At 68.4% G+C, this 23,881-nt stretch carries 22 protein-coding genes; 19 read left to right on the forward strand and 3 right to left on the reverse strand.

All coding sequences use genetic code 11. From position 1 onward, the window contains the following. The first annotated feature begins 32 nt into the window (after nt 1–32). From H0X95_RS17170 to H0X95_RS17245, 16 genes are all read left to right on the forward strand, one after another. Nucleotides 33–2,117 (forward strand): RNB domain-containing ribonuclease, encoded by a 2,085-nt coding sequence (locus H0X95_RS17170; protein WP_006496746.1) that lies wholly within the window; start codon nt 33–35, stop codon nt 2,115–2,117. Continuing rightward, nucleotides 2,114–2,980: a shikimate dehydrogenase gene (gene aroE / locus H0X95_RS17175; RefSeq protein WP_059721668.1), complete on the forward strand. Its 867-nt coding sequence runs from the start codon at nt 2,114–2,116 to the stop codon at nt 2,978–2,980. Before H0X95_RS17170 ends, aroE begins: the two co-directional genes overlap by 4 nt. A gap of 14 nt (nt 2,981–2,994) precedes the next feature. After that, nucleotides 2,995–3,732 carry a monofunctional biosynthetic peptidoglycan transglycosylase gene (mtgA, locus tag H0X95_RS17180; protein WP_006484660.1) on the forward strand — a complete coding sequence of 246 codons (738 nt, stop codon included), beginning with the start codon at nt 2,995–2,997 and terminating at the stop codon, nt 3,730–3,732. 426 nt (nt 3,733–4,158) lie between these two features. Continuing rightward, nucleotides 4,159–5,769: a S10 family peptidase gene (locus H0X95_RS17185; protein ID WP_006496743.1), complete on the forward strand. Its 1,611-nt coding sequence runs from the start codon at nt 4,159–4,161 to the stop codon at nt 5,767–5,769. Nucleotides 5,770–5,853: 84 nt separating this feature from the next. After that, on the forward strand, nt 5,854–6,255 hold the full coding sequence (locus H0X95_RS17190) for an EF-hand domain-containing protein (protein ID WP_006496742.1): 402 nt from the start codon (nt 5,854–5,856) through the stop codon (nt 6,253–6,255). A gap of 350 nt (nt 6,256–6,605) precedes the next feature. Then, a complete protein-coding gene (locus tag H0X95_RS17195; protein WP_012492967.1) occupies nt 6,606–7,505 on the forward strand; it encodes an IclR family transcriptional regulator in 900 nt (299 codons plus the stop codon). Then, on the forward strand, nt 7,502–8,527 hold the full coding sequence (locus H0X95_RS17200) for a 2-dehydro-3-deoxygalactonokinase (RefSeq protein ID WP_059721667.1): 1,026 nt from the start codon (nt 7,502–7,504) through the stop codon (nt 8,525–8,527). The genes H0X95_RS17195 and H0X95_RS17200 overlap by 4 nt, the downstream gene beginning before the upstream one ends. A gap of 22 nt (nt 8,528–8,549) precedes the next feature. Further along, the gene (locus tag H0X95_RS17205) at nt 8,550–9,227 is read left to right on the forward strand and encodes a 2-dehydro-3-deoxy-6-phosphogalactonate aldolase (RefSeq protein WP_058901244.1); all 678 of its coding nucleotides are present in this window, start codon (nt 8,550–8,552) and stop codon (nt 9,225–9,227) included. Continuing rightward, the gene (locus tag H0X95_RS17210) at nt 9,227–10,006 is read left to right on the forward strand and encodes an SDR family oxidoreductase (RefSeq protein ID WP_059721694.1); all 780 of its coding nucleotides are present in this window, start codon (nt 9,227–9,229) and stop codon (nt 10,004–10,006) included. The genes H0X95_RS17205 and H0X95_RS17210 overlap by 1 nt, the downstream gene beginning before the upstream one ends. Before the next feature lie 111 nt (nt 10,007–10,117). Beyond that, nucleotides 10,118–11,113, forward strand: coding sequence for an arabinose ABC transporter substrate-binding protein (locus H0X95_RS17215; RefSeq protein ID WP_006491025.1), 996 nt, complete (start codon nt 10,118–10,120; stop codon nt 11,111–11,113). A 67-nt stretch (nt 11,114–11,180) separates the two neighbouring features. Continuing rightward, a complete protein-coding gene (araG, locus tag H0X95_RS17220; protein ID WP_196446124.1) occupies nt 11,181–12,692 on the forward strand; it encodes an L-arabinose ABC transporter ATP-binding protein AraG in 1,512 nt (503 codons plus the stop codon). Between the two features lie 69 nt (nt 12,693–12,761). Further along, entirely contained in the window at nt 12,762–13,778 is a 1,017-nt protein-coding gene (araH, locus tag H0X95_RS17225) for an L-arabinose ABC transporter permease AraH (protein ID WP_006491027.1), read from the forward strand. A 28-nt stretch (nt 13,779–13,806) separates the two neighbouring features. Further along, the gene (locus H0X95_RS17230) at nt 13,807–14,613 is read left to right on the forward strand and encodes an SDR family NAD(P)-dependent oxidoreductase (protein WP_006491029.1); all 807 of its coding nucleotides are present in this window, start codon (nt 13,807–13,809) and stop codon (nt 14,611–14,613) included. Between the two features lie 50 nt (nt 14,614–14,663). Next, nucleotides 14,664–15,725, forward strand: a complete 1,062-nt coding sequence (locus tag H0X95_RS17235; RefSeq protein WP_020979358.1) for an aldose 1-epimerase — start codon at nt 14,664–14,666, stop codon at nt 15,723–15,725. Nucleotides 15,726–15,764: 39 nt separating this feature from the next. Beyond that, nucleotides 15,765–16,592 carry an orotidine-5'-phosphate decarboxylase gene (pyrF, locus tag H0X95_RS17240; RefSeq protein WP_006483119.1) on the forward strand — a complete coding sequence of 276 codons (828 nt, stop codon included), beginning with the start codon at nt 15,765–15,767 and terminating at the stop codon, nt 16,590–16,592. A gap of 240 nt (nt 16,593–16,832) precedes the next feature. Next, nucleotides 16,833–17,891 (forward strand): hypothetical protein, encoded by a 1,059-nt coding sequence (locus tag H0X95_RS17245; RefSeq protein WP_006496736.1) that lies wholly within the window; start codon nt 16,833–16,835, stop codon nt 17,889–17,891. Between the two features lie 32 nt (nt 17,892–17,923). Here H0X95_RS17245 and H0X95_RS17250 read toward each other — a convergent pair whose 3' ends face one another. From H0X95_RS17250 to thiL, 3 genes are read right to left on the reverse strand one after another with little or no spacing between them, the layout of a single operon-like run. Further along, nucleotides 17,924–18,424, reverse strand: coding sequence for a CinA family protein (locus H0X95_RS17250; RefSeq protein ID WP_006488662.1), 501 nt, complete (start codon nt 18,422–18,424; stop codon nt 17,924–17,926). 31 nt (nt 18,425–18,455) lie between these two features. Then, nucleotides 18,456–19,001, reverse strand: a complete 546-nt coding sequence (locus H0X95_RS17255; RefSeq protein ID WP_059721666.1) for a phosphatidylglycerophosphatase A family protein — start codon at nt 18,999–19,001, stop codon at nt 18,456–18,458. Then, nucleotides 18,991–19,989: a thiamine-phosphate kinase gene (gene thiL, locus H0X95_RS17260; protein WP_034201035.1), complete on the reverse strand. Its 999-nt coding sequence runs from the start codon at nt 19,987–19,989 to the stop codon at nt 18,991–18,993. The genes H0X95_RS17255 and thiL overlap by 11 nt, the downstream gene beginning before the upstream one ends. 134 nt (nt 19,990–20,123) lie before the next feature. On the opposite strand from thiL, the gene H0X95_RS17265 reads away from it, so the two are divergent. The 3 genes from H0X95_RS17265 (at nt 20,124) to H0X95_RS17275 (ending at nt 23,854) form a co-directional block, all read left to right on the forward strand. Next, nucleotides 20,124–22,466, forward strand: coding sequence for an NADP-dependent malic enzyme (locus H0X95_RS17265; protein ID WP_442859835.1), 2,343 nt, complete (start codon nt 20,124–20,126; stop codon nt 22,464–22,466). Between the two features lie 376 nt (nt 22,467–22,842). Beyond that, a complete protein-coding gene (locus H0X95_RS17270; protein ID WP_006490731.1) occupies nt 22,843–23,274 on the forward strand; it encodes a ribonuclease domain-containing protein in 432 nt (143 codons plus the stop codon). Between the two features lie 16 nt (nt 23,275–23,290). Beyond that, on the forward strand, nt 23,291–23,854 hold the full coding sequence (locus H0X95_RS17275; RefSeq protein WP_006476945.1) for a barstar family protein: 564 nt from the start codon (nt 23,291–23,293) through the stop codon (nt 23,852–23,854). Nucleotides 23,855–23,881 lie beyond the last annotated feature (27 nt).

A 23,881-nucleotide genomic window follows, 5' to 3' on the forward strand; every position in this document is an offset into this window, starting at 1 on the left:
GCGGCGCCCGGCAGTCTGAACGAGAGTACTGAGTGAACGTTTTCTTCGAGGAATCGGGCAGTTTCAAGGCGGGCAGCGTGCTGTCGCGCCAGGGCGACGCATTTCAGGTCGAGTTGCCCGGCGGGCGGCGTGCGAAGGTGCGCGCGAAAGACGTGCTGATCGAATTTGACAAGCCGGCCGCGGGCGAACTGATGCAGGAGGCCGACACGGCCGCGCAGCAGATCGATCTGGACTTCCTGTGGGAATGCGCGCCGGCCGACGAGTTCGCGTACACGGCGCTGGCCGCCGAGTACTTCGGCGCGACGTACGGCCCGGTCGAGCGCGCGGCGCTGGTGCTGCGGCTGCACGGCTCGCCCGTCTACTTCCGTCGCAAGGGGCGCGGCCAGTACCAGCGCGCGCCGGAAGAGCAGCTCAAGATGGCGCTCGCGTCGCTCGAGCGCAAGCGCCAGCAGGCGCTGGTGCAGGCGCAGTATGAAGAGGAGCTGAAGGCCGGCAAGCTGCCGGAAGCGTTCGCGGGCAAGGTGCTCGGGCTGCTCACGCGGCCGGACAAGAATTCGATCGAATACAAGGCGATGGAAGCGGCGGCCGGCGCGCGCGGCGTGTCGCCGGCGCGGCTGATGCTCGACTGCGGCGGCATCGAGTCGCCGCGTGCGCTGCACGAAGCGCGCTTTCTCGCGGAATTCTTCCCGCACGGCACGGGCTTTCCGCCCGTCACGGTCGGCCCGCTGCCGGACGATCTGCCGCGCGCGGACGTCGAGGCGTTCTCGATCGACGACATCACGACCACCGAAATCGACGACGCGTTCTCGGTCGAGCACCTGGCCGACGGCCGCGTGCGGATCGGCGTGCACATCGCGGCGCCGGCGCTCGGCATCGTGCGCGGCGACGCGGTCGACGCGATCGCGCGCGCGCGCCTGTCGACCGTCTACATGCCGGGCGACAAGATCACGATGCTGCCGGACGATGTCGTCGACGTGTTCACGCTGAAAGAGGGCGATTACCGCCCGGCGCTGTCGCTGTACATCATCGTCAACCGCGACACGCAGGACATCGTCGCAAGCGAGACGCGCGCCGAGCTCGTGTTCGTGAAGAGCAACCTGCGCCACAACACGCTCGACGAGCTCGTCAACGAAGAGACGCTCGCGGCCGGCACCGGCGACTACCCGCACAAGGACGACATCGCCGTGCTGTGGCCGCTCGCGCAGGCGCTGTTCGAGAAGCGCCAGGTCGCGCGCGCGGGCTACGGCCTGAAGCGCGAGGTGCAGCGCAACACCGACTACAACTTCTACGTCGAAGGCGAGCACGTGACGATCACGCCGCGCCGCCGCGGCTCGCCGCTCGACCTGATCGTGTCGGAGCTCGCGATCCTCGCGAACTCGACCTGGGGCGCGTTCCTGCACGACCACACGGTGCCGGGCATCTACCGCTCGCAGCGCGGCTTCGGCGCACCGGGCCCGAAGCGCACGCGGATGCAGACGACGGCCGCGCCGCACGAAGGCCTCGGCGTCGCGCAGTACGCGTGGAGCACGTCGCCGCTGCGCCGCTACGTCGACCTCGTGAACCAGTGGCAACTGCTCGCGTGCGTGCAGCACGGCGTCACCGCGAAGCTCGCCGCGCCGTTCAAGCCGAAGGACGCCGATCTCTACGCGGTCGTGCAGGGCTTCGACGATACGTATACGGCCTACGCCGACTACCAGCGCCGGATGGAGTACTTCTGGTGCCTGCGCTGGCTCGCGCAGGAACAGAAGAAGCAGGTGGTCGCGAGCGTCGTGAAGGGCGATCTCGTGCGCCTCGAGGAAATCCCGCTGCTGCTGCACGTGCCGGGGCTCGGCGTGCATGCGCGCGGCACGCGCGTGCTGCTCGACGTGATGTCGCTCGACGAGCTGACGATCGAGGCGTCGGTGCGCCTCTTGAACGTGCTCGACGCGCCGACCGTGACGAGCGGCGACGCGGCCGACGAAGAGGACGACGCCGAAGGCGGCGACGACACGCTGGTCGACGCGGAAGACGCGTCGGCGGAAACCGAGGCCGAAGCGCTGGCCGAGGCAGACGGCGCGGCGGCCGACGGCGGCGAAGCCGCGAGCGGCAACGACGGCGAAGAGGGGCGCGCATCATGAGCGCAGCTGCGTCGACGAGCGGCGCCGACCGCTATGTCGTGTTCGGCAACCCGGTGGCGCACAGCAAGTCGCCGTTCATCCACGCGCAATTCGCCGCGCAGACCGGCGAGCCGATCGAATACACGCACCGGCTCGCACCGATCGACGGGTTCGAGGCAGCCGTGCGCGCGTTCGTCGCCGAAGGCGGGCGCGGCGCGAACGTGACGGTGCCGTTCAAGCTGGACGCGCATGGGCTCGCCGACACGCTGTCGGCGCGCGCGGCGGCGGCAGGCGCGGTGAACACGCTGCGCGTCGACGCCGACGGCCGCCTCCACGGCGACAACACCGACGGCGTCGGCCTCGTGCGCGACATCGAGGCGAATCTCGGCGTGTCGCTCGCCGGCGCGCGCATCCTGCTGCTTGGCGCGGGCGGCGCCGCGCGCGGCGTCGTGCTGCCGCTGCTCGATCGCGCGCCGCTGTCGATCGGAATCGTGAACCGCACCGCGAGCAAGGCCGAAGCGCTCGTCGGCCAGTTCATGCAGGCCGCGCACGACGCGGGCTGCACGCTCGCGGGCGGTGGCCCCGGCGTCGTGCGGGCCGAGCCGTACGACGTGGTGATCAATGCGACGGCCGGCAGCCTCGACGCCGCGCTGCCGGAATGCGACCCCGCGGCGTTCGGTGCCGGCACGCTCGCGTACGACATGATGTACGGCGCGCAGCCGACCGTGTTCATGCAGCACGCGGCGTCGCTCGGCGCGCGCACGGCCGACGGCCTCGGGATGCTGGTCGAGCAGGCGGCCGAATCGTTCTTCATCTGGCGCGGCGTGCGGCCGGACGGCGCACCGGTGCTGGCCGCGCTGCGCCAGGCGCTCGCGGCGAGCTGAACGGAGCGCGGCACGTGGTGGCGGTGAGCGGCACGCAGCGCACGCGGACGGTGAGCCTCGCTCGCTGGGCCGTCTACGCGGGATCGGTGTTCGCGGGCGCGTGGCTCGCGACGCAATTGTTCTATCTCGCGCAGATCGCGCTGTGGTCGTTCGTGAATCCGGGCTCGACCGCCTTCATGCGCACCGACGCGTGGTGGCTGTCGCGCGACACGCCGCCCGCGCAGATCCGGCACCAATGGGTGCCGTACGACCAGATCTCGCGCAACCTGAAGCGGGCGCTGATCGCATCCGAAGATTCGACCTTCGCGACCAACAACGGCTACGACGTCGACGCGATCCTGCAGGCGTGGGAGAAGAACAAGGCGCGCGGCAGGATCGTCGCGGGCGGCTCGACGATCACGCAGCAGCTCGCACGCAACCTGTTCCTGTCGCGCGAGAAGAGCTACATCCGCAAGGGCCAGGAGCTGATCATCACGTGGATGCTCGAAACGGTGCTCGACAAGGAGCGCATCTTCGAGATCTACCTGAATTCGGTCGAATGGGGGCGCGGCGTGTACGGCGCCGAAGCGGCCGCGCGCTATTACTACAAGATTCCCGCGAGCCGGCTCGGCGCGTGGCAGTCCGCGCGTCTCGCGGTGATGCTGCCGAAGCCGCGCTGGTTCGATGCGCATCGCGGCTCGGCCTATCAGGCGCAGCGCGCGGCGGTCATCGCGCGCCGGATGGGCGCGGCCGAACTGCCGCAATCGGAGTGAGCGGCGCGCCCGCGCTGCTGCGTTGTCCATTCCGTCGTCGACGCGCGATTGGTGCGCTGCAGCGCATCCGTGTCGCCGCCATTTCGGGCCACATCCTTTAGACGAATCCGTCTATTTCGCTTTACTGAGCAATACCGATAAGTGCGCGATTTTGTTGACCGACATCGCACGAAATCCGTGCTTTTTTAGCCGCCGCGGGTAAACGCGAAAGTCGCTGAAAGCGCCGTGAAATGCAACGTTTCGCGAATCGAAGCATTCCTGAAAGGTGTGCGCTGCACCGCTTGCACGCCAAATATTTCAAAATTTTTCAAAGCTGACGGGCTCGCGTATATTGGCCAGCGCCTCGGCTTATCGGCCGCAATCGAGGCGGGGGGTGGCTTATCCGGCCGCTCGACACAAAAAACATCCGAGAGAAGGAACGCAACGATGCCAGCGAGCAAAGCGAAGCTGTTGTTGGGGGTGGTGTGTTCTTCGCTGATTCTGACGGCCTGCAACGACGACGTGACGTCGTCGTCTGCCGCGAGCGTCGCGAATTCAGCCGATCCCGCCGGTCAGGTCGACCGCGCGTACAACGATCCGAACAGTTATTCGTCGAGTGCAAACGCGTCGCTCGACGCGTCCGCCGCGGTCGAGAAGGCCGCCGTCACGCACCATCAGATCACGCTGAACGGCAAGACGATCCGGTACACGGCCACCGCCGGCCACCTCGTCGCCCGCAATCCGCAGACGGGCGCGCCCGAAGCATCGTTCTTCTACGTCGCCTACACGGCCGACAACCAGCCCGCGGCGAAGCGGCCCGTCACGTTCCTGTACAACGGCGGCCCCGGCTCGGCGTCGGTGTGGCTGCACCTCGGCTCGTTCGGCCCGCGCCGGATCCAGACCGGCGACCCGAACGCGAACACGTCGACGTTCCCGTTCGTCGACAACCAGGAAACCCTGCTCGACACGACCGACCTCGTGTTCGTCGATGCGATCGGCACCGGCTTCTCGGAAGCGGTCGCGCCGAACACGAACCAGACGTTCTGGGGCGTCGACCAGGACGCCGGCGCGTTCCGCGATTTCGTGACGCGCTACCTGAGCGTGAACCAGCGCAGCGCTTCGCCGAAGTACCTGTTCGGCGAGTCGTACGGCACGCCGCGCACCGACGTGCTCGCGAACCTGCTCGAGACGGCCGGCGTGAAGCTCGACGGCATCGTGCTGCAGTCGTCGATCCTGAACTACAACACGAACTGCGACATGGCGAGCGACTATGTCGGCAACTCGAACAGGGGCGCGAGCCCTGTGAGCTGCGCGGGCTTCGTGCCGTCGTACGGCACGGTCGGCGCGTACTATCAGCTCGACAATCCGAACCCGTCGAACCTGCCGCAGTATGCGGACCAGATGCGCCTGCTGACGGCCGGCAGCTACGCGCCGGCCGTGAACGCGTACCTCGCGAGCCACACGCCGCCGCCGCCGAATCTCGTCACGACGATGGCGAATTCGACCGGCGTGAAGCAGGCGTTGTGGAATGCCGACTTCAACGTGGTCCCGACCTTCTTCGACAACAGCTTCCAGCTGTCGCTGATTCCGGGCACGCTGATCGGCCGCTACGATGCACGCGTGAACGTGCCCGTGTCGAGCCCGCTCGCGGCCGACGGCGATCCGTCCAGCTCGTTCATCACGAAGCCGTTCACCGACACGATCGGCAGCTACCTGCCGAACGAGCTGAAGTACACCGCGCAGTCGGCCTACTCGGTGAGCAGCAATGCGATCAACACGTGGGACTGGACGCACGACGGCCTCGCGATGCCCGACACGATTCCCGATCTGGCCGCGGCGCTGACGCTGAATCCGCAGTTGAAGGTGCTGTCGCTGAACGGGTATCACGACATCGCGACGCCGTTCTACCAGACCGAGCTCGACCTCGCGCGGCTCGGCACGCAACCGAACCTGACGATCAAGGACTATCAGGGCGGGCACATGGTCTATCTCGACGATACGTCGCGTCCGCAGGAGAAAGCCGATCTCGTGACCTTCTACGGCGCGGCCGCGCACTGATGCGATGCGTGAGGCCGGCGACAGGCGCCCCAGGTGGCGCTGCTCGCCGGCCGTCGACGACCTCATTCCAGACTGGAGCCTGACATGAAGAATCGTTTCATCGTCGTTGCCGCGGCGCTCGCATGCGCCGGCGCCGCAACATCCCTCTCCGCGTTCGCGCAGGCGAGCGACGCCGCCGCACCGGCGCGCGCGCGCCAGGCGCAGCTCGGCGACCCGTACGTGCCGCCGGCCGCGCGCCACGCGACCGCCGGCACGCAGACGACCGGCGCCGCGCTGCACGCGCAGGTGGTGCGCAAGCTCGCGCGGCAGTTCAGCGCGGCCGACACGCAGAACACGGGGTCGATCACCGAGGCGCAGGCGCGCGCGGCCGGCCTCGGCTATGTCGCGAACCATTTCCGGCAGATGGATGCCGCCGGTAGCGGCCGCGTGTCGTTCGCGGACGTACAGCGCTACATGCAGGCGCGCAGCAGCACGAGCCAGCAGTAAGCGCGGCACGCGGAGAACAAACGGGGGCGGAACCTGCGGAACGGCGGGTTCCGCCCCCGTGCGCATGGCGCGGCCGGAATGTCGGGCTCGCCTTGGATTTAGCCGGAATTCTCATTATCTGGGCAACGCATTCAAATATTGGAGACGAATGCGCGCGCTCCTACAATCCGAAGCACATCGACAGCTTCGGACCCACGCATCGCGCGGCGCCCGTCGCACACGGAGACACCTTCCATGAAGTTCGCCGGGCGCTTTACTCGGTGCATCGACCGCCGCCACGCCGCCGCATCGGACGCAGTTCCGGCGCCGCGCGGGCGGCTTCACCGATTCCGTTGAAGAAGCCCCGCCCCATGACCAAGATGCCAGACTCCCTTGCCCTCGACGCCCGGCGCGCGATGCCGGACGATGCGTCGCTGACCGACAGCATCGGCGCGACCAGCACGCCGCTCGACCTCGCCGCGCAGCAGGCCGGCACGCAGACGCTGCTGCGCGGCCTCGCAATTCTCGAGGCGATCGCCAACGGCGCGCGCGACATGCGCGCGATCGGCGCCGCGCTCGGCACGACGCGCAGCACGACGCACCGGCTCGTCAGCAGCCTCGTGCAGGCGCGCTATCTGCGCCAGGTGCAGGGCGGCTACCTGCTCGGCCCGAAGCTGATCGAGCTCGGCACGATCGCGCTCGAGCAGATGCCGCTCACCGCGGTGGCGCGGCCGCATCTCGAGGCGCTCGCGGAAGCGACGCTCGACACGATCCATCTCGGCGTGCGCGACGGCGACGACGTGTTGTACATCGACAAGATTCCCGGCACGCGCGGCCTCGAGATGCGCTCGCGCGTCGGCCACCGGATGCCGCTCGCGTCGACGGGTATCGGCAAGGCGATGATGCTCGACCTCGATCCGGACCTGTGGCGCTCGCTGTTCGAGGCCGCGCGGCGCGCGCTGGCCGGCGTCAACTTCAAGCCCGACAACCGGCCCGAGACGAGCGCGTTCCTGCAGCGCATGGCCCATTACGCGGCCGGCGGCTATACGTTCGATCTCGAGGAAAACGAGGCGTCGATCCGCTGCGTGGCCGCGCCGATCCGCGACGCGTCGGGCGCGATCGTCGCGGCGGTGTCGGTCGCGAGCACGATTCCGTACATGCCGCACGACCGCATGGACGAACTGATTCCGCTCGTGCAGCGCGAAGCGCGAGCCATTTCCGCGGAACTGGGCTGGAGCCCGCCGCAGGGTACCCGCAGGATCAAACGATGACGACTTCGACCCGGCCCGTTCCGGATGCCAGTTCCGCCTCCCCGTCGCTGATCGCGCTCGACTGGGGCACCACGTCGCTGCGCGCGTATCTGTACGACGCGCACGGCGTGCCGATCGACACGCGCAGCCGGGCGGCCGGCGTGATGCACGTGCCGGGCGGCGGCGCGCGCGCGTTCGACGCGGTGTTCGAGGAAGCGTGCGGCGACTGGCTCGACCGTACGCCCGGCCTGCCGGTGCTCGCCGCCGGGATGGTCGGCAGCGCGCAGGGCTGGCGCGAAGCGCCGTACGTCGCGGTGCCGGCCGGCGCCGACGCGCTCGTCGCGGGGCTCATCACCGTGACGACGTCGCGCGGCGCGACGGTCTCGATCGTGCCGGGCGTGATCGCGACGGGCGAATTGCCCGACGTGATGCGCGGCGAAGAAACGCAGATCGTCGGCGCGCTCGCGAGCGATCCCACGCTTGGCGCCGATCGTTCAGGGGTACTGATCGGCTTGCCGGGCACGCATGCGAAATGGGCGTGGGTGAAGGACGGGCTGATCGAACGCTTCCAGACCTTCATGACCGGCGAGCTGTTCGCGGCGCTGCGCGATCACACGATCCTCGGCCGCACGATGCGCCCGGGTGCGTCGCCCGACCGCGACGCGTTCGTGCGCGGCGTATCGGTCGCACGCGGCGCGCAGCACACGGGGCTGCTCGCGACGATTTTCAGCACGCGCACGCTGGGGCTGACCGACCGGCTCGCGCCCGATGCGCAGGGCGACTACCTGTCGGGCCTGCTGATCGGTCACGAGCTCAATGCGCTCGACGCGATGCTCGCGGAGCGCGGCATCGCGCTCGCCGATCAGCCGCTGCTGCTGATCGGCGACGACGGCTTGTGTTCGCGTTACGTCGACGCGCTCCAGGTATTCGGCCATGCGCATGCGCGCGTGGCCGCGCATGCGACCGAGCTGGGCCTGTGGCGGATCGCGTCGCGTGCCGGGCTCGTGCGCGCGGACGGCGAGCCCGTCTGCGCGGATCAATGAACTGCTTGCGGAGGAACTTTCGATGTCGTCCGACCTGACACTGCCCGCGCCATACACGCCCCACGCCGCGCTGATGCGCGCGTTCGATGCGTGCCCGCTGATCGCGATCATGCGCGGCATCACGCCCGCCGAAGCGGCCGACCACGGCCGCGCGCTCTACGAAGCCGGCTTCCGGATCGTCGAGGTGCCGCTGAACTCGCCGGAGCCGTTCGACAGCATCGCGGAGCTGCGCCGCGCGTTGCCCGACGACATGATCGTCGGCGCGGGCACGGTACTGCGCGCCGAGTACGTGGACCGCGTGCAGGATGCGGGCGGCGCGCTGATCGTGATGCCGCACAGCGACGCGGCCGTGATCCGCCGCGCGCGCGAGCGCGGGCTGGCGAGCGCGCCGGGCGTCGCGACGCCGACCGAAGCGTTCGCGGCGCTGACGAACGGCGCCGACGTGCTGAAGATGTTCCCGGCCGAACAGCTCGGCGTGAGCGTCGTGAAGGCCTGGCGCGCGGTGATCGACCGCGCGGTGCCGCTGATTCCGGTCGGCGGGATCGCGCCGGACAACATGCGGCCGTTCCTCGACGCCGGCGCGAACGGCTTCGGGCTCGGCTCGGCGCTGTATCGCCCGGGCCAGTCGGCCGACACGACCGCGGCGAACGCGCGCGCGTTCCAGGTCGGCTTGCGCGCGGCGCGCGGCGGAGCCGCATGATGGGCCGCCTCGCGGGCAAGGTCGCGATGGTGACGGGCGCGGGCCGCGGCATCGGCGCCGCGATCGCGCGCGCGTTCGTGCGCGAAGGCGCGGCCGTCGCGCTCGTCGATCTCGACTTCCCGCAGGCGCAGCACACGGCCACCGCGATCGCGCACGAATGCGACGGCGCGCGCGTGCTGCCGCTGCAGGCGGACGTCGCGCGGCAGCAGGCGGTGCGCGATGCGCTCGCGCGGACGGAAGCGACGTTCGGCCCGCTCGACGTGCTCGTGAACAACGCGGGCATCAACGTGTTCGCCGATCCGTTGACGATGACCGACGACGACTGGCGGCGCTGCTTCGCGGTCGATCTCGACGGCGTGTGGCACGGCTGCCGCGCGGCGCTGGAGGGCATGGTCGAGCGCGGTCGCGGCAGCATCGTGAACATCGCATCGACGCATGCGTTCAGGATCATCCCGGGCTGCTTCCCGTATCCGGTCGCGAAACACGGCGTGCTCGGCCTGACGCGTGCGCTCGGCATCGAATACGCGGCGCGCAACGTGCGCGTGAACGCGATCGCGCCGGGCTACATCGAGACGCAACTGACGCGCGACTGGTGGGACGCGCAGCCCGATCCGGCCGCCGCGCGCGCGGAGACGCTCGCGCTGCAGCCGATGAAGCGGATCGGCCGCCCGGAGGAGGTCGCGATGACGGCCGTGTTCCTGGCGTCCGACGAGGCGCCGTTCATCAACGCCGCGTGCATCACCGTCGACGGCGGGCGCGCGGCGCTGTATCACGACTGACGCAACTGACGTAACGATTCGAAAGACCGCACGTGCGACGGCCGCGCGCACGCTGCGTCGAAACCAACAAGCGGCTGCATCCTGTTCGATGAAAACAAGGAGACACTGGAGATGAAACGCAGAACGTTCGTAACGCTGGCCGCTGCGGCCGCGGTGGTGATGGGCAGCCCGGTCGCGCACGCGGCCGACCCGGTCAAGATCGGCTTCCTGGTGAAGCAGCCTGAGGAGCCGTGGTTCCAGGACGAATGGAAATTCGCCGAGATCGCCGCGAAGCAGAAGGGCTTCACGCTCGTGAAGATCGGCGCGCCGTCCGGCGAGAAGGTGATGAGCGCGATCGACAACCTGTCCGCGCAGAAGGCGCAGGGCTTCATCATCTGCACGCCCGACGTGAAGCTCGGGCCGGGCATCGTCGCGAAGGCGAAGTCGCACAACCTGAAGATGATGACGGTCGACGACCGCCTCGTCGACGGCGCGGGCAAGCCGATCGAGTCGGTGCCGCACATGGGGATTTCCGCGTACAACATCGGCAAGCAGGTCGGCGACGGCATCGCGGCCGAGATCAAGAAGCGCGGCTGGGACATGAAGGACGTCGGCGCGATCGACATCACCTACGAGCAGTTGCCGACCGCGCACGACCGCACGAGCGGCGCGACCGACGCGCTGGTCGCCGCCGGCTTCCCGAAGGCGAACGTGATCGCGGCACCGCAGGCGAAGACCGACACCGAGAACGCGTTCAACGCGGCGAACATCGCACTCACCAAGAACCCGCAGTTCAAGCACTGGGTCGCGTACGGCCTGAACGACGAGGCCGTGCTCGGCGCGGTGCGCGCGGCCGAAGGGCGCGGCTTCAAGGCCGACAACATGATCGGCATCGGCATCGGCGGTTCCGATTCGGCGTTGAACGAGTTCAAGAAGCCGCAGCCGACCGGCTTCTACGGCACCGTGATCATCAGCCCGAAGCGCCACGGCGAGGAAACCTCGGACCTGATGTACGCGTGGATCACGCAGGGCAAGGCACCGCCGCCGCTGACGCTGACGACGGGCATGCTCGCGACGCGCGACAACGTGGCGAAGGTGCGCGAGGAGATGGGGCTCGCGTCGAAGTAAGCGGCCCGCCGGCTGCCGCGGCGATGCGGCGGCCGGCGGTCGATCGATTCTGAAGTGGAGAGACGACGTGTCAGCGGCACTGCGTTTTGACAATATCGGCAAGGTGTTTCCTGGCGTGCGCGCACTCGATGGCATTTCGTTCGACGTGCATGCGGGCGAGGTGCATGGCCTGATGGGCGAGAACGGCGCGGGCAAGTCGACGCTGCTGAAGATTCTCGGCGGCGAATATCAGCCCGATGCGGGCAGCGTGCTGGTCGACGGCCAGCCCGTGCAGTTCGCGAATGCGGCCGCGTCGATCGCGGCCGGCATCGCGGTGATTCACCAGGAATTGCAGTACGTGCCCGACCTGACGGTCGCGGAAAACCTGCTGCTCGGCCGCCTGCCGAACGCGTTCGGCTGGGTGAGGAAACGCGAGGCGAAGCGTTACGTGCGCGAGCGGCTCGCCGAGATGGGCGTCGATCTCGATCCCGATGCGCGGCTCGGGCGGCTGTCGATCGCGCAGCGGCAGATGGTCGAGATCTGCAAGGCGCTGATGCGCAACGCGCGCGTGATCGCGCTCGACGAACCGACGAGCTCGCTGTCGCATCGCGAGACGGAAGTGCTGTTCAAGCTGGTCGACGACCTGCGTGCGCAGGGCCGCGCGCTGATCTACATCTCGCACCGGATGGACGAGATCTACCGGTTGTGCGATGCGTGCACGATCTTTCGCGACGGCCGCAAGATCGCGTCGCACGAAGCGCTGGCCGACGTGCCGCGCGAGCGGCTCGTCGCCGAGATGGTCGGGCGCGAGATCGCGGACATCTACCATTACGCGCCGCGCGCGCTCGGCGACGTGCGGTTTTCCGCCGAATGCATCGACGGGCCGGCATTGCGCGAACCGGCGAGCTTCTCGGTGCGCGCGGGCGAGATCGTCGGCTTCTTCGGGCTCGTCGGCGCGGGTCGCAGCGAGCTGATGCGGCTCGTGTACGGCGCGGACCGCCGGCGCGCGGGCGTGCTGACGCTCGACGGCGCGCGCATCGACGTGAAGCGCACGGGCGACGCGATCCGCCACGGCATCGTGCTGTGCCCCGAGGACCGCAAGGAAGAAGGGATCATCGCGATCGCGTCGGTCGCGGAGAACATCAACATCAGCTGCCGCCGCCATTCGCTGCGCGCGGGTCTGTTCATCAACGGCAAGGCCGAGAGCGAAACGGCCGACCGCTTCATCCAGCGGCTGAAGATCAAGACGCCGAACCGGCGCCAGAAGATCCGCTTCCTGTCGGGCGGCAACCAGCAGAAGGCGATCCTGTCGCGCTGGCTTGCGGAGCCCGACCTGAAGGTCGTGATCCTCGACGAGCCGACGCGCGGCATCGACGTCGGCGCGAAGCACGAGATCTACGACGTGATCTACCGGCTCGCGGAGCGCGGCTGCGCGATCGTGATGGTGTCGTCGGAACTGCCGGAAGTGCTCGGCGTGTCCGACCGCATCGTCGTGATGCGCGAAGGCCGGATCGCCGGCGAGCTGCCGCGCGCGCAGGCGAACGAGCACGCGGTGCTGAACCTCGCGCTGCCGCAGACGAGCGCGGCCGAGGCGGCCTGACGCGGCATACGACATTCGAATCGAACACGCGCGGCGCGGGCCGCGCGATGCAGGAGCAGGAGACACATCATGCAAGTCAACGAAAACCTGGCCAGCGCCGCCGTGAAGCCGTCGGCCGACGCGCTGGTTCCGCAGCAGAGCGACCGCCAGAAGTGGTGGCAGCATCTGACCGAATACAGCCTGATCGCGATCTTCGCGGTGATGTTCATCACGATGTCGCTGACCGTCGATCACTTCTTCTCGATCGACAACATGCTCGGCCTCGCGCTGTCGATCTCGCAGATCGGCATGGTCGCGTGCACGATGATGTTCTGTCTCGCGTCGCGCGACTTCGACCTGTCGATCGGCTCGACCGTCGCGTTCTCGGGCGTGCTGTGCGCGATGGTGCTGAACGCGACCGACAACACGTTCGTCGCGATCGTCGCGGCGGTCGCGGCCGGCGCCGCGATCGGCTTCGTGAACGGCGCGGTGATCGCGTACCTGCGCATCAACGCGCTGATCACGACGCTCGCGACGATGGAGATCGTGCGCGGGCTCGGCTTCATCGTGTCGAAGGGGCAGGCGGTCGGCGTGTCGTCGGATACCTTCATCGCGCTCGGCGGGATGTCGATGTTCGGCGTGTCGCTGCCGATCTGGGTCACGCTGCTGTGCTTCATCGGCTTCGGCGTGCTGCTGAACCAGACCGTGTACGGCCGCAACACGCTCGCGATCGGCGGCAATCCGGAAGCGTCGCGGCTCGCGGGGATCAACGTCGAACGCACGCGCGTGTACATCTTCCTGATCCAGGGCGCGGTCACAGCCCTCGCGGGCGTGATTCTCGCGTCGCGCATCACGTCGGGCCAGCCGAACGCCGCGCAGGGCTTCGAGCTGAACGTGATCTCCGCGTGCGTGCTCGGCGGCGTGTCGCTGATGGGCGGCCGCGCGACGATCTCGGGCGTCGTGATCGGCGTGCTGATCATGGGCACCGTCGAGAACGTGATGAACCTGCTGAACATCGACGCGTTCTACCAGTACCTCGTGCGTGGCGCGATCCTGCTCGCGGCCGTGCTGCTCGACCAGCTGAAGAACCGCGGCGTACGCGACTGACCGACCTGTTTCCACGGAGACGATCCGCATGACCATCGATACTTCCGCGCCGGACTCGCACGCCGCGAGCGACGCGCGCTTCGCGCGCTACCCGAGCCTCGAGGATCGCGCGGTGCTGATCACGGGCGGCGCGACCGGCATCGGCGCGTCGTTCGTCGAGCACTTCGCCGAACAGGGCGCGCGCGTCGCGTTCGTCGATCTCGACGCGGCGGCCGGCGCCGCGCTGGCCGAACGCCTCGCGCACGTGCGCCATGCGCCGCTGTTCCTGCCGTGCGACCTGACCGACATCGATGCGCTGCGCGGGGCGATCGACGCGATCCGCGCGCGCATCGGCGCGATCGCGGTGCTCGTGAACAACGCGGCGAACGACACGCGCCACGCGATCGGCGACGTGACGCCCGCGTCGTTCGACGCGGGCATCGCGGTGAACCTGCGTCACCAGTTCTTCGCCGCGCAGGCGGTGATCGACGACATGAAGCGGCAGGGCGGCGGCGCGATCATCAATCTCGGCTCGATCAGCTGGATGCTGAAGAACGGCGGCTATCCCGTCTACGTGATGGCGAAGGCGGCCGTGCAGGGCCTGACGCGCGGCCTCGCGCGCGATCTCGGCCCGTTCGGCATTCGCGTGAATTCGCTGGTGCCGGGCTGGGTGATGACCGACAAGCAGCGCCGGCTGTGGCTCGACGACGCGGGCCGCGCGGCGATCAAGGCCGGCCAGTGCATCGACGCCGAACTATTGCCGGCCGACCTCGCCCGGATGGCGCTGTTTCTCGCGGCCGACGACAGCCGGATGATCACCGCGCAGGACGTGATCGTCGATGGCGGCTGGGCCTGACCGTTCGCACCGACCTGCATCGTTTCTTCGACGAAGGAAAGGAGCTCACCATGACCGCCACGTCCTCGCGCGCATCGTCGTCCACCAGCCAGTCGCGCCGCGCGCGCCTGGCCGCCGCCGCCCAGCCGGTCAGCCCCGGCCCGCAGACGGCCGTGTTCGCGCAGGGCGTCGGCGCCGCGCATGCGGCGGCCGTCACGCTGTCGAACGCGTCGCTGCGGCTCGACGTGCTGCCGCACCTCGGCGGCGGCATCGCGCGCTTCGACTGGCGCGGCGAGAACGGCGCGCTGGTGCCGGTGTTCCGCCGTTGCGAGCACCCGGAGACGGCGACCGACCCGAACGAGCTCGCATGCTATCCGCTGCTGCCGTATTCGAACCGGATCGGCGACGGGCGCTTCGAATGCGACGGGCGCAAGGTCGCGGTGCCGCGCAACCGTCGCGACGAGCCGCTGCCGATCCACGGCGACGGCTGGCTCGCGCCGTGGCAGGTCGACGATGCGACCGACACGTCGCTGCAACTGTCGCTCGACCGGACGGCCGGCGCGCCGTATGCATTCCGCGCGATCCAGTCGTTCGAGCTCGACGACGCGACGCTGTCGATCGCGCTGACGATCGAGAACGCGGGACGCGCGCGGCTGCCGTTCGGGCTCGGCGTGCATCCGTTCCTGGTGCGCGATGTGGCGACCGAGCTGGCCGCGGCGGCGGGCGGCCTGTGGCTGTCGGGCGCCGATTTCCTGCCGGTGCGGCACGTCAGCGTGCCGCCGGCCTGGCAGTTCGGCGTCGCGTATCCGCTGCCGGCCACGCTCGTCAATCACGCGTTCACCGGCTGGGGCGGCCACGCGACGGTGAGCTGGCCGCGCCGGCGGCTGTCGCTGACCGTCGCGGCCGACGCCGACGCATACGTGCTCTACACGCCGCCGGGCGAGGATTTCTTCTGCTTCGAGCCGGTCGATCATCCGATCAATGCGGTGAACCTGCCGGGCGGCGCGGCCGCGCACGGGATGACGCTGCTCGCGCCCGGCGAGCGGCTCACGCGGCGTTTCGCGTTCACCGTCGAGCGCGCCGATGCGCGCAGCAATGCCGCGACACACGAGGGGCGCCGGCGACGCGGGTAAAATACGCGGTCTACCAACGGTTTGCCGCGAGTACCCGCCATGTCTTCCCCGCTTACTTTCATCGAATCGCTGCGCGCCGCGTGGCAACGCACGAATTCGCTGCTGTGCGTCGGCCTCGACCCCGAGCCGTCGCGCTTTCCCGTGCAGTTCGACGGCCAGCCCGACGCGATCTTCGAATTCTGCCGGCAGATCGTCGATGCGACCGCGCCGTACGCGAGCGCGTTCAAGCCGCAGATCGCCTACTTCGCCGCGCATCGCGCGGAAGACCAGCTCGAACGTCTGATCGCGCACATCCATCTGCAGCATCCGGGCCTGCCCGTGATCCTCGACGCGAAGCGCGGCGACATCGGCAGCACGGCCGAGCAGTATGCACGCGAGGCGTTCGAGCGCTATCGCGCGGACGCCGTCACCGTGAATCCGTACATGGGCTACGACTCGGTCGAGCCGTACTTCGAGCATGAAGGCAAGGGCGTGATCGTGCTGTGCCGCACGTCGAACCCGGGCGGCTCGGACCTGCAGTTCCTCGACACGAACGGCCGGCCGCTGTACCAGGTGGTCGCCGACCTCGCGGCGAACAAATGGAACGCGAAGAACGGCCAGCTCGGCCTCGTGGTCGGCGCGACGTTCCCGAAGGAGATCGAGATCGTGCGCGGGATCGTCGGCGACATGCCGCTCCTGATTCCCGGCATCGGCGCGCAGGGCGGCGACGTGCAGGCGACCGTCAACGCAGGCCGCACGGCGGACGGCACCGGGATGATGATCAACTCGTCGCGCGCGATCCTGTACGCGAGCAAGGGCGAGGATTTCGCCGAAGCCGCGGCGCTCGCCGCGCAGAAGACGCGCGACACGATCAACGCGCATCGCTGATCGTTCGCACCGGTGGTCCGGGCCGGCGCCAGCGCCCGCCCGGGCAGCCGGCGCCGGCGTGCTCCCACGCGCGAGCCCGCCGCTTCCCTCCCGTTTTTCCGCTCCTCTGCCGGCCCGGCGCGCGCTGGCGCACGCGGACAACTTCCCGTCGCTTCCGCACCGCATCCCCGCGCACCAATCGCGCGATGCTGCGGCTTGTCATCGATCCGTCACGAAAACGTCAAGAAAGGGAGCGACGCCATGCCCAAGCTGTCCCGCCGTCTTCTGAGCGCGTTCGCCGCGTCGCTGTGCATGACGTTCGCCCATGCGGCGGATCTGTCGCACTGGCCGGCCGACAGCGCGAAGGCGCTGAACGCGATGATCGCTGCGCACGCGAACCGCGGCGACTACGCGGTGTTCGACGCCGACAACACGACCTACCGCTACGACCTCGAGGAATCGCTGCTGCCGTACCTCGAAAATCGCGGCGTGCTGACGCGCGACGCGCTCGACCCGTCGCTGAAGCTGATCCCGTTCAAGGATTCCGCCGACTACAAGGAGTCGCTGACGAGCTACTACTACCGGCTGTGCGAGATCGACGATCTGGTCTGCTATCCGTGGATCGCGCAGGCGTTCGCCGGCCAGTCGCTCGCCGACCTGAAGCGCCACGTCGATGCGATGCTCGCCGACGGCAAGCCGATCCCGATCCGCTATTGGCAGGGTGACAAGGTGGTCGACGGCACGGTCAATCCGCCGCGCTTCTTCCGCGGGATGCAGGAGCTGTACAACGCGCTGCGCGAGAACGGCATCGAGGTCTACGTGATGACGGCCGCGCACGAGGAGCTCGCGCGGCTCGTGCTGGCCGACCCGAAGTACGGCTACAACGTGAAGCCGCAGAACGTGATCGGCGTGACGACGCTGCTGCGCAATCCGGCGACCGGCGCGCTGACGACGTCGCGGCTGCAGATCAAGGCCGGCAAGTACGACGAGGCCGCGAACCGCGCGCTGGTGATCACGCCGTTCCTGATGAACCCGATGACGTGGTACGAAGGCAAGCTCGGTTCGATCGTCGGCTGGATCGACCAGTGGAAGAAGCCGGTGCTCGTCGCGGGCGACACGCCGACGTCCGACGGCTACATGCTGCTGAACGCGACCGACGTCGCGCGCGGCGGCGTGCGCGTGTGGGTCAACAAGAAGGACAAGCAGATGGCGCAGATCCGCGCGTGGTCGGACGAATCGGCCGCGAAGCAGAAGTCGCTCGGCCTGCCGGTGACGGCGGACAAGAACTGGATCGTCGTGAAGCCCGACGCGATTCAATAACCGAACAGGGGCGCGGCACGCGCCCGGGCCGGTCAGCCTTCGCGCTCGTCGAGCAGCTTCAGCAGCCCGCGCAGTGCATGCGCGGCTGCCTGCGTGCGGATCTGTTCGCGATCGCCCTTGAACACGAGCGTCTCGACATCGGTATGCAGCCGGTTGCTCCAGCCGAACGACACGGTGCCGACCGGCTTCTTCTCGCTGCCGCCGGCCGGGCCCGCGATGCCGGTGACGGACAGCGCGACCTGCGCGCGGCTGTTGCGCAGCGCGCCTTCGGCCATCGCGCGCGCGACGGGCTCGCTGACCGCGCCGTGCTTGTCGATCAGGTCGGCGGGCACGCCGATCATCTCGATCTTGGCCTGGTTCGAATAGGTGACGAAGCCGCGCTCGAACCACTGGCTGCTGCCGGAAATGTCGGTGATCGCCGTGGCGATCATCCCGCCGGTGCAGGATTCGGCGGTGGCGAGCGTGAGGTGCTCGTCACGTAGCTTGTTGCCTGCGCGGATCGCAAGCTGATGGACGACGGAATCGGTTGGCATGCGCGTCGGGAAACGGGAGTCGGGAAATCGGTCAGCCGCCGACGGAGCGCCACAGCGCGATCACGAGCAACGTCATGAACGCGGCGACCAGGTCGTCGACCATGATGCCGAGCCCGCCTTTCAGGCGGCGGTCGAAGTAGCGGATCGGCGGCGGCTTGAGCATGTCGAAGAAGCGGAACGCGACGAACGCCCACAGCTGACCGACGAAGGTCGCGGGCGTGACGAACAGCATCACGAGCCAGATCGCGACGATCTCGTCCCAGACGACGGCGCCCGGATCGGCCACGCCGGCCTTTCTCGCGGTGAAACCGGTGACCCACGCGCCGGCCACGAAGCCGACGGCGATCAGCGCCCACCATTCGGGCACCGTCAGGTAGCGGTTGAGCACGACGAACGTGAGCCAGCCGAACAGCGAGCCGAACGTGCCGGGCATGATCGGCGCGAGGCCGCTGCCGAAGCCGAGCGACACGAGATGCGCGGGGTGCGACAGCATGAAGCGGGCCGTCACGCGGGTCGGCGCGGGTGGCGCGGCGCCGGGCTCGGCCGCGGCGCGCGCGGGCGTCGGATCAGTCTGCATGGAAGTGGTCGAAGCCGTGCAACGTGAGAGCGAGGGGCGCGCCGGCGGCGTCGCGCCACGCGATGGCGGGGTGCGCCGACGGCGCGGACAACGCGCGTATTGTACCGATTCGCGTGACCGGCACGCCGACCGCGGCGCCCGCCGCTTCGACCGCCGCGCGGGCTGCCACCGGCGCGGTGAAGCACAGTTCGTAGTCGTCGCCGCCCGCCAGCGTGCAGCGGCGCTGCACGTCGGCCGGCAGCGTCGCGAGTGCGGCCGAGCGTGGCACCGCGTCGGCGTCGATCTCGGCGCGTACGTTCGAGCGCGTCAGGATGTGCTGGAGATCGCCGGCCAAGCCGTCCGACAGGTCGAGCGCCGCGTGCGCGACGCCCGCGAGCGCGAGGCCGAGCGCGACGCGCGGTTCGGGCCGCTCGAGCGCGCGCCGGAACGCGGCGGCTTCGTCCGCGCCGGCCGTCCACTCGCCGCGGGCGACGCCGAGGCCCGCGCGCGCGTCGCCGAGCGTGCCGGATACCCACACGTCGTCGCCGTCGCGCGCGGCATCGCGCCGCAGCGCCGCGTCCGGCGCGACTTCGCCGAACACGGTCACGCACAGGTTCAGCGGCCCGCTCGTCGTGTCGCCGCCGATCAGCTCGCAGCCGTATCGCTCGGCCAGCGCGAACAGCCCGTTGCTGAAGGCCTCGAGCCACGCCGCATCGGCGCGCGGCAGCGCGCATGCGAGCGTGAACGCGCGCGGCTCAGCGCCCATCGCGGCGAGATCCGACAGGTTGACCGCGAGCGTCTTGTGACCGAGCGCGTCGGGCGCGACGTCGGGGAAGAAATGTCGGCCTTCCACCAGCATGTCCGTCGAAATGGCCAGCAATTTCCCGGATCGGGGCGCAATCAGTGCGCAATCGTCGCCGATGCCGAGCGTCGACGCGCGCGCGCCCTGCGCGGCGCGGCGCGTGAAGAAGCGTTCGATCAGCGAAAACTCGGAGAGGGCGGCTGGCACGGCGGGCGATCCGAAACGGTGAAAGGAACGGCATTGTACGAGGCGAGTGGCGGCGCTCCTGCACTATCCAGTACATTTTTGTCGCGGCTGTTGCACCCGAATCGCCGGTCTGGCGGCCGATGATTGGCGCTACAATGCCGTCGAACAGTTATTCTAATCCGCCCGTCACGAGACACATGTCCACCCAAGCCTCCTCCAAAGCCAAGCTGCGCGAAGCCGCGCTCGACTATCACGAATTTCCGACCCCCGGCAAAATCGCGATCGCCCCGACCAAGCAGATGATCAACCAGCGCGACCTCGCGCTCGCGTATTCGCCGGGCGTGGCGTACGCGTGCGAGGAGATCGTCGAGAATCCGCTCAACGCGGCGCGTTTCACCGCGCGCAGCAACCTGGTCGGCGTCGTGACGAACGGCACGGCGGTGCTCGGTCTCGGCAACATCGGCCCGCTCGCGTCGAAGCCGGTGATGGAAGGCAAGGCCGTGCTGTTCAAGAAGTTCGCGGGCATCGACGTGTTCGACATCGAGCTGAACGAGTCGGACCCGCACAAACTCGTCGACGTGATCGCCGCGCTGGAGCCGACCTTCGGCGGGATCAACCTCGAAGACATCAAGGCGCCGGACTGCTTCATCGTCGAGCGCGAAGCGCGCAAGCGGATGAAGATCCCGGTGTTCCACGACGACCAGCACGGCACCGCGATCGTCGTGGCCGCGGCCGTCACGAACGGCCTGAAGGTCGTCGGCAAGGACATCAAGAAGGTCAAGCTGGTGGCGTCCGGTGCGGGCGCTGCCGCGCTCGCGTGTCTCGACCTGCTGGTCGACATCGGGCTGCCGCTCGAGAACATCACGGTGACCGACCTGGCCGGCGTGGTCTACAAGGGTCGCGCCGAGCTGATGGATCCGGACAAGGAGCGTTTCGCGCGCGAGACCGACGCGCGCACGCTGGCCGAGGTGATCGACGGCGCGGACATCTTCCTCGGGCTGTCGGCCGCCGGCGTGCTGAAGCAGGAGATGGTGAAGGGCATGGCCGAGCGCCCGCTGATCCTCGCGCTCGCGAACCCGACGCCGGAAATCCTGCCGGAGCTCGCGCTCGAAGTGCGCCCGGACGCCGTGCTGGCCACCGGCCGCACCGATTACCCGAACCAGGTCAACAACGTCCTGTGCTTCCCGTTCATCTTCCGCGGCGCGCTCGACGTCGGCGCGACGACGATCACGCGTGAAATGGAGATCGCGGCCGTCAACGCGATCGCCGAGCTCGCGCAGCACGAGCAGAGCGACATCGTCGCGACCGCATACGGTATCCAGGATCTGTCGTTCGGGCCCGAATACCTGATTCCGAAGCCGTTCGATCCGCGCCTGATCGTGAAGATCGCGCCGGCCGTCGCGCAGGCCGCGATGGACGGCGGCGTCGCGACCCGCCCGATCGAGGACATGGAGGCGTACCGCGTCCACCTGCAGCAGTTCGTGTATCACAGCGGCACGACGATGAAGCCGATCTTCCAGATCGCGCGCGCCGCGCCGGAAGAGAAGAAGCGCGTGGTGTTCGCGGAAGGCGAAGAAGAGCGCGTGTTGCGTGCCGTTCAGATCATCGTCGACGAAAAGCTCGCGAAGCCGATCCTGATCGGCCGCCCGTCGGTGATCGAGCACCGTATCCAGCGCTACGGCCTGCGCCTCACGCCCGGCACCGATTTCACGGTCGTCAACACCGAGCACGACGAGCGTTACCGCGACTTCTGGCAGACGTACCACAAGATGATGGCGCGCAAGGGCATCAGCGAGCAGCTCGCGCGCGTCGAAATGCGCCGCCGCACGACGCTGATCGGCTCGATGCTGGTGAAGAAGGGCGAAGCGGACGGGATGATCTGCGGCACGATCAGCACCACGCACCGCCACCTGCACTTCATCGACCAGGTGATCGGCAAGCGTCCGGGCTGCAGCGTGTACGCGGCGATGAACGGCCTCGTGCTGCCGGGCCGCCAGATTTTCCTCGTGGATACGCACGTGAACGTCGATCCGACCCCGGAAGAACTGGCCGAGATCACGATCATGGCCGCGGAAGAAGTGCGCCGGTTCGGCATCGAGCCGAAGGTCGCGCTGTTGTCGCACTCGAATTTCGGCTCGAGCAACGCACCGTCGGCGAAGAAGATGCGCGATACGCTCGCGATCCTGCAGGAAACCGCACCGGAACTGAAGGTCGACGGCGAGATGCACGGCGACGTCGCGCTCGATGCGGCGCTGCGCAAGGAGATCCTGCCGGAATCGACGCTGGAAGGCGACGCGAACCTGCTGATCCTGCCGAACATCGACGCCGCCAACATCGCGTACAACCTGCTGAAGACGGCCGCCGGCAACAACATCGCGATCGGGCCGATCCTGCTGGGCGCCGCGCAGCCGGTGCACGTGCTGACCGAATCGGCGACCGTTCGTCGCATCGTCAACATGGCGGCGCTGCTGGTCGCCGACGTGAACGCCGCGCGCTGAGCCAGAACGAACGCGCCACCCGGTCGAACCGGCGTGGCGCGCCCGGGAAAATTGTAAACAAAAGCAAAAAGAGGCGTGCCCGCAACGGGCACGCCGCCGGGCAGGGCGCACACACGCTTCCCGCAAAGCAACAGCAGCATCTCTCCACTCCAGGCAGCGAGCGAGGCAAGGAGGCAGTTCTTGCCCACCGAGAGGTGCCGCACGCATTCTATCTTATGTAAGATAAATGTAGTGCGATTTCGGTAAAAAATGCGGAATTCGCGGCATCGCGAGGCTTTCGATTCCCAAACGGACATTGATTCGCGCGGCCAATAACGCTACGCTAACGCCTTTGTTGGTCGTCAACTACTTGATTTAACAGCGGGAACCCTGGTTCATGGCACGCAAGTGGCTCCGCAACGGCGCGCTCGCGTCCGTCTTCGCGATGTTCGCGATGGGTATCGTCGGCACGCCGACGGGCAGTCTGGTTTCCGCCGCTTACGCACGGGAGGCCGTTCCGGCCGACGTGGCTGCCAGCGGGCTCGATACGATCCCGACTGCCAGTCTTCCGCGCGAGGCCGTGACCACGCTAAGCCTGATCGCCGCCGGCGGCCCCTATCCGTACGAGAAAGACGGCGTCGTATTCGGCAATCGCGAGCGGATCCTGCCGAAGGCGAAGCGCGGCTACTACCATGAGTACACGGTGCCGACGCCGCGTGCGCGCAATCGCGGCGCGCGCCGGATCGTCTGTGGCGGTCCGTTGCGCCGGATCGACAACTGTTATTACACGGGCGACCACTACAACAGTTTTAAACGTATTGTTGAATGACTTCGGGACGAATGGCATGAGCGACTCCATCTACGCGCACGATACGGCGGCGGCGGAACTGTTCGCGGCCGGCGACGGCAATCTGTTTCAGCGTGTGATTCAGCTGCACGCGGCGGCGCAGGCCGGCGGCACGCCGGAGCAACAGGAAGCCGAGCCCGGGCTTTCATCGAACGAGGAGCCTATGAGCCTTTTCACGACCGTGCGACCCAATCTCGTGCAGTCGATCCGCGCGTTCCGCGTGCAGGATCTCGCCGACGAAGCCGGTCGGCTCGGCCAGCATTTCCTGTATGCGTATTGCGGCGCCGCGCAGTCGAAGCAGGAAGTGATGGAAACGATCGCGACCTCGTTCCTGTTTCCGAAGCATTTCGGGAAGAACTACGACGCGCTGTACGACTGCCTGACCGACCTCGTTGCGAAGGCCGGCGCGCAGCCCGGCTTCGTGATCGTCCTCGAAGGGCTGCCGATCGCGCAGAAATTCGACAAGGAAGGGCGCGAAACGCTGCTCGACGTGTTTCGCGAGGCGGCCGAATTCTGGGCCGAGCGCAAGGTCGCGTTCCGCGTGTTCTACTCGTTCGCGTAAGCGCATCGGTCCGCGTGGCCGATTCGC

The organism is Burkholderia sp. 9779_493 (genome assembly GCF_015712215.1).
In the GTDB taxonomy this organism is placed as follows: Bacteria; Pseudomonadota; Gammaproteobacteria; order Burkholderiales; family Burkholderiaceae; genus Burkholderia; species Burkholderia cenocepacia.

Excerpts from the sequence above, each read along its gene's own strand:
- H0X95_RS17235 (WP_020979358.1), top strand. The coding sequence starts at position 14,664 with ATGACCGCCACGTCCTCGCGCGCATCGTCGTCCACCAGCCAGTCGCGC.
- araH (WP_006491027.1), top strand. The coding sequence starts at position 12,762 with ATGCAAGTCAACGAAAACCTGGCCAGCGCCGCCGTGAAGCCGTCGGCC.
- H0X95_RS17215 (WP_006491025.1), top strand. The coding sequence starts at position 10,118 with ATGAAACGCAGAACGTTCGTAACGCTGGCCGCTGCGGCCGCGGTGGTG.
- H0X95_RS17250 (WP_006488662.1), bottom strand. The coding sequence starts at position 18,424 with ATGCCAACCGATTCCGTCGTCCATCAGCTTGCGATCCGCGCAGGCAAC.
- H0X95_RS17190 (WP_006496742.1), top strand. The coding sequence starts at position 5,854 with ATGAAGAATCGTTTCATCGTCGTTGCCGCGGCGCTCGCATGCGCCGGC.
- H0X95_RS17265 (WP_442859835.1), top strand. The coding sequence starts at position 20,124 with ATGCCGTCGAACAGTTATTCTAATCCGCCCGTCACGAGACACATGTCC.
- H0X95_RS17200 (WP_059721667.1), top strand. The coding sequence starts at position 7,502 with ATGACGACTTCGACCCGGCCCGTTCCGGATGCCAGTTCCGCCTCCCCG.
- H0X95_RS17275 (WP_006476945.1), top strand. The coding sequence starts at position 23,291 with ATGAGCGACTCCATCTACGCGCACGATACGGCGGCGGCGGAACTGTTC.
- H0X95_RS17195 (WP_012492967.1), top strand. The coding sequence starts at position 6,606 with ATGACCAAGATGCCAGACTCCCTTGCCCTCGACGCCCGGCGCGCGATG.
- H0X95_RS17205 (WP_058901244.1), top strand. The coding sequence starts at position 8,550 with ATGTCGTCCGACCTGACACTGCCCGCGCCATACACGCCCCACGCCGCG.
- H0X95_RS17255 (WP_059721666.1), bottom strand. The coding sequence starts at position 19,001 with ATGCAGACTGATCCGACGCCCGCGCGCGCCGCGGCCGAGCCCGGCGCC.
- H0X95_RS17210 (WP_059721694.1), top strand. The coding sequence starts at position 9,227 with ATGGGCCGCCTCGCGGGCAAGGTCGCGATGGTGACGGGCGCGGGCCGC.
- H0X95_RS17270 (WP_006490731.1), top strand. The coding sequence starts at position 22,843 with ATGGCACGCAAGTGGCTCCGCAACGGCGCGCTCGCGTCCGTCTTCGCG.
- pyrF (WP_006483119.1), top strand. The coding sequence starts at position 15,765 with ATGTCTTCCCCGCTTACTTTCATCGAATCGCTGCGCGCCGCGTGGCAA.
- H0X95_RS17185 (WP_006496743.1), top strand. The coding sequence starts at position 4,159 with ATGCCAGCGAGCAAAGCGAAGCTGTTGTTGGGGGTGGTGTGTTCTTCG.
- aroE (WP_059721668.1), top strand. The coding sequence starts at position 2,114 with ATGAGCGCAGCTGCGTCGACGAGCGGCGCCGACCGCTATGTCGTGTTC.
- H0X95_RS17230 (WP_006491029.1), top strand. The coding sequence starts at position 13,807 with ATGACCATCGATACTTCCGCGCCGGACTCGCACGCCGCGAGCGACGCG.
- H0X95_RS17245 (WP_006496736.1), top strand. The coding sequence starts at position 16,833 with ATGCCCAAGCTGTCCCGCCGTCTTCTGAGCGCGTTCGCCGCGTCGCTG.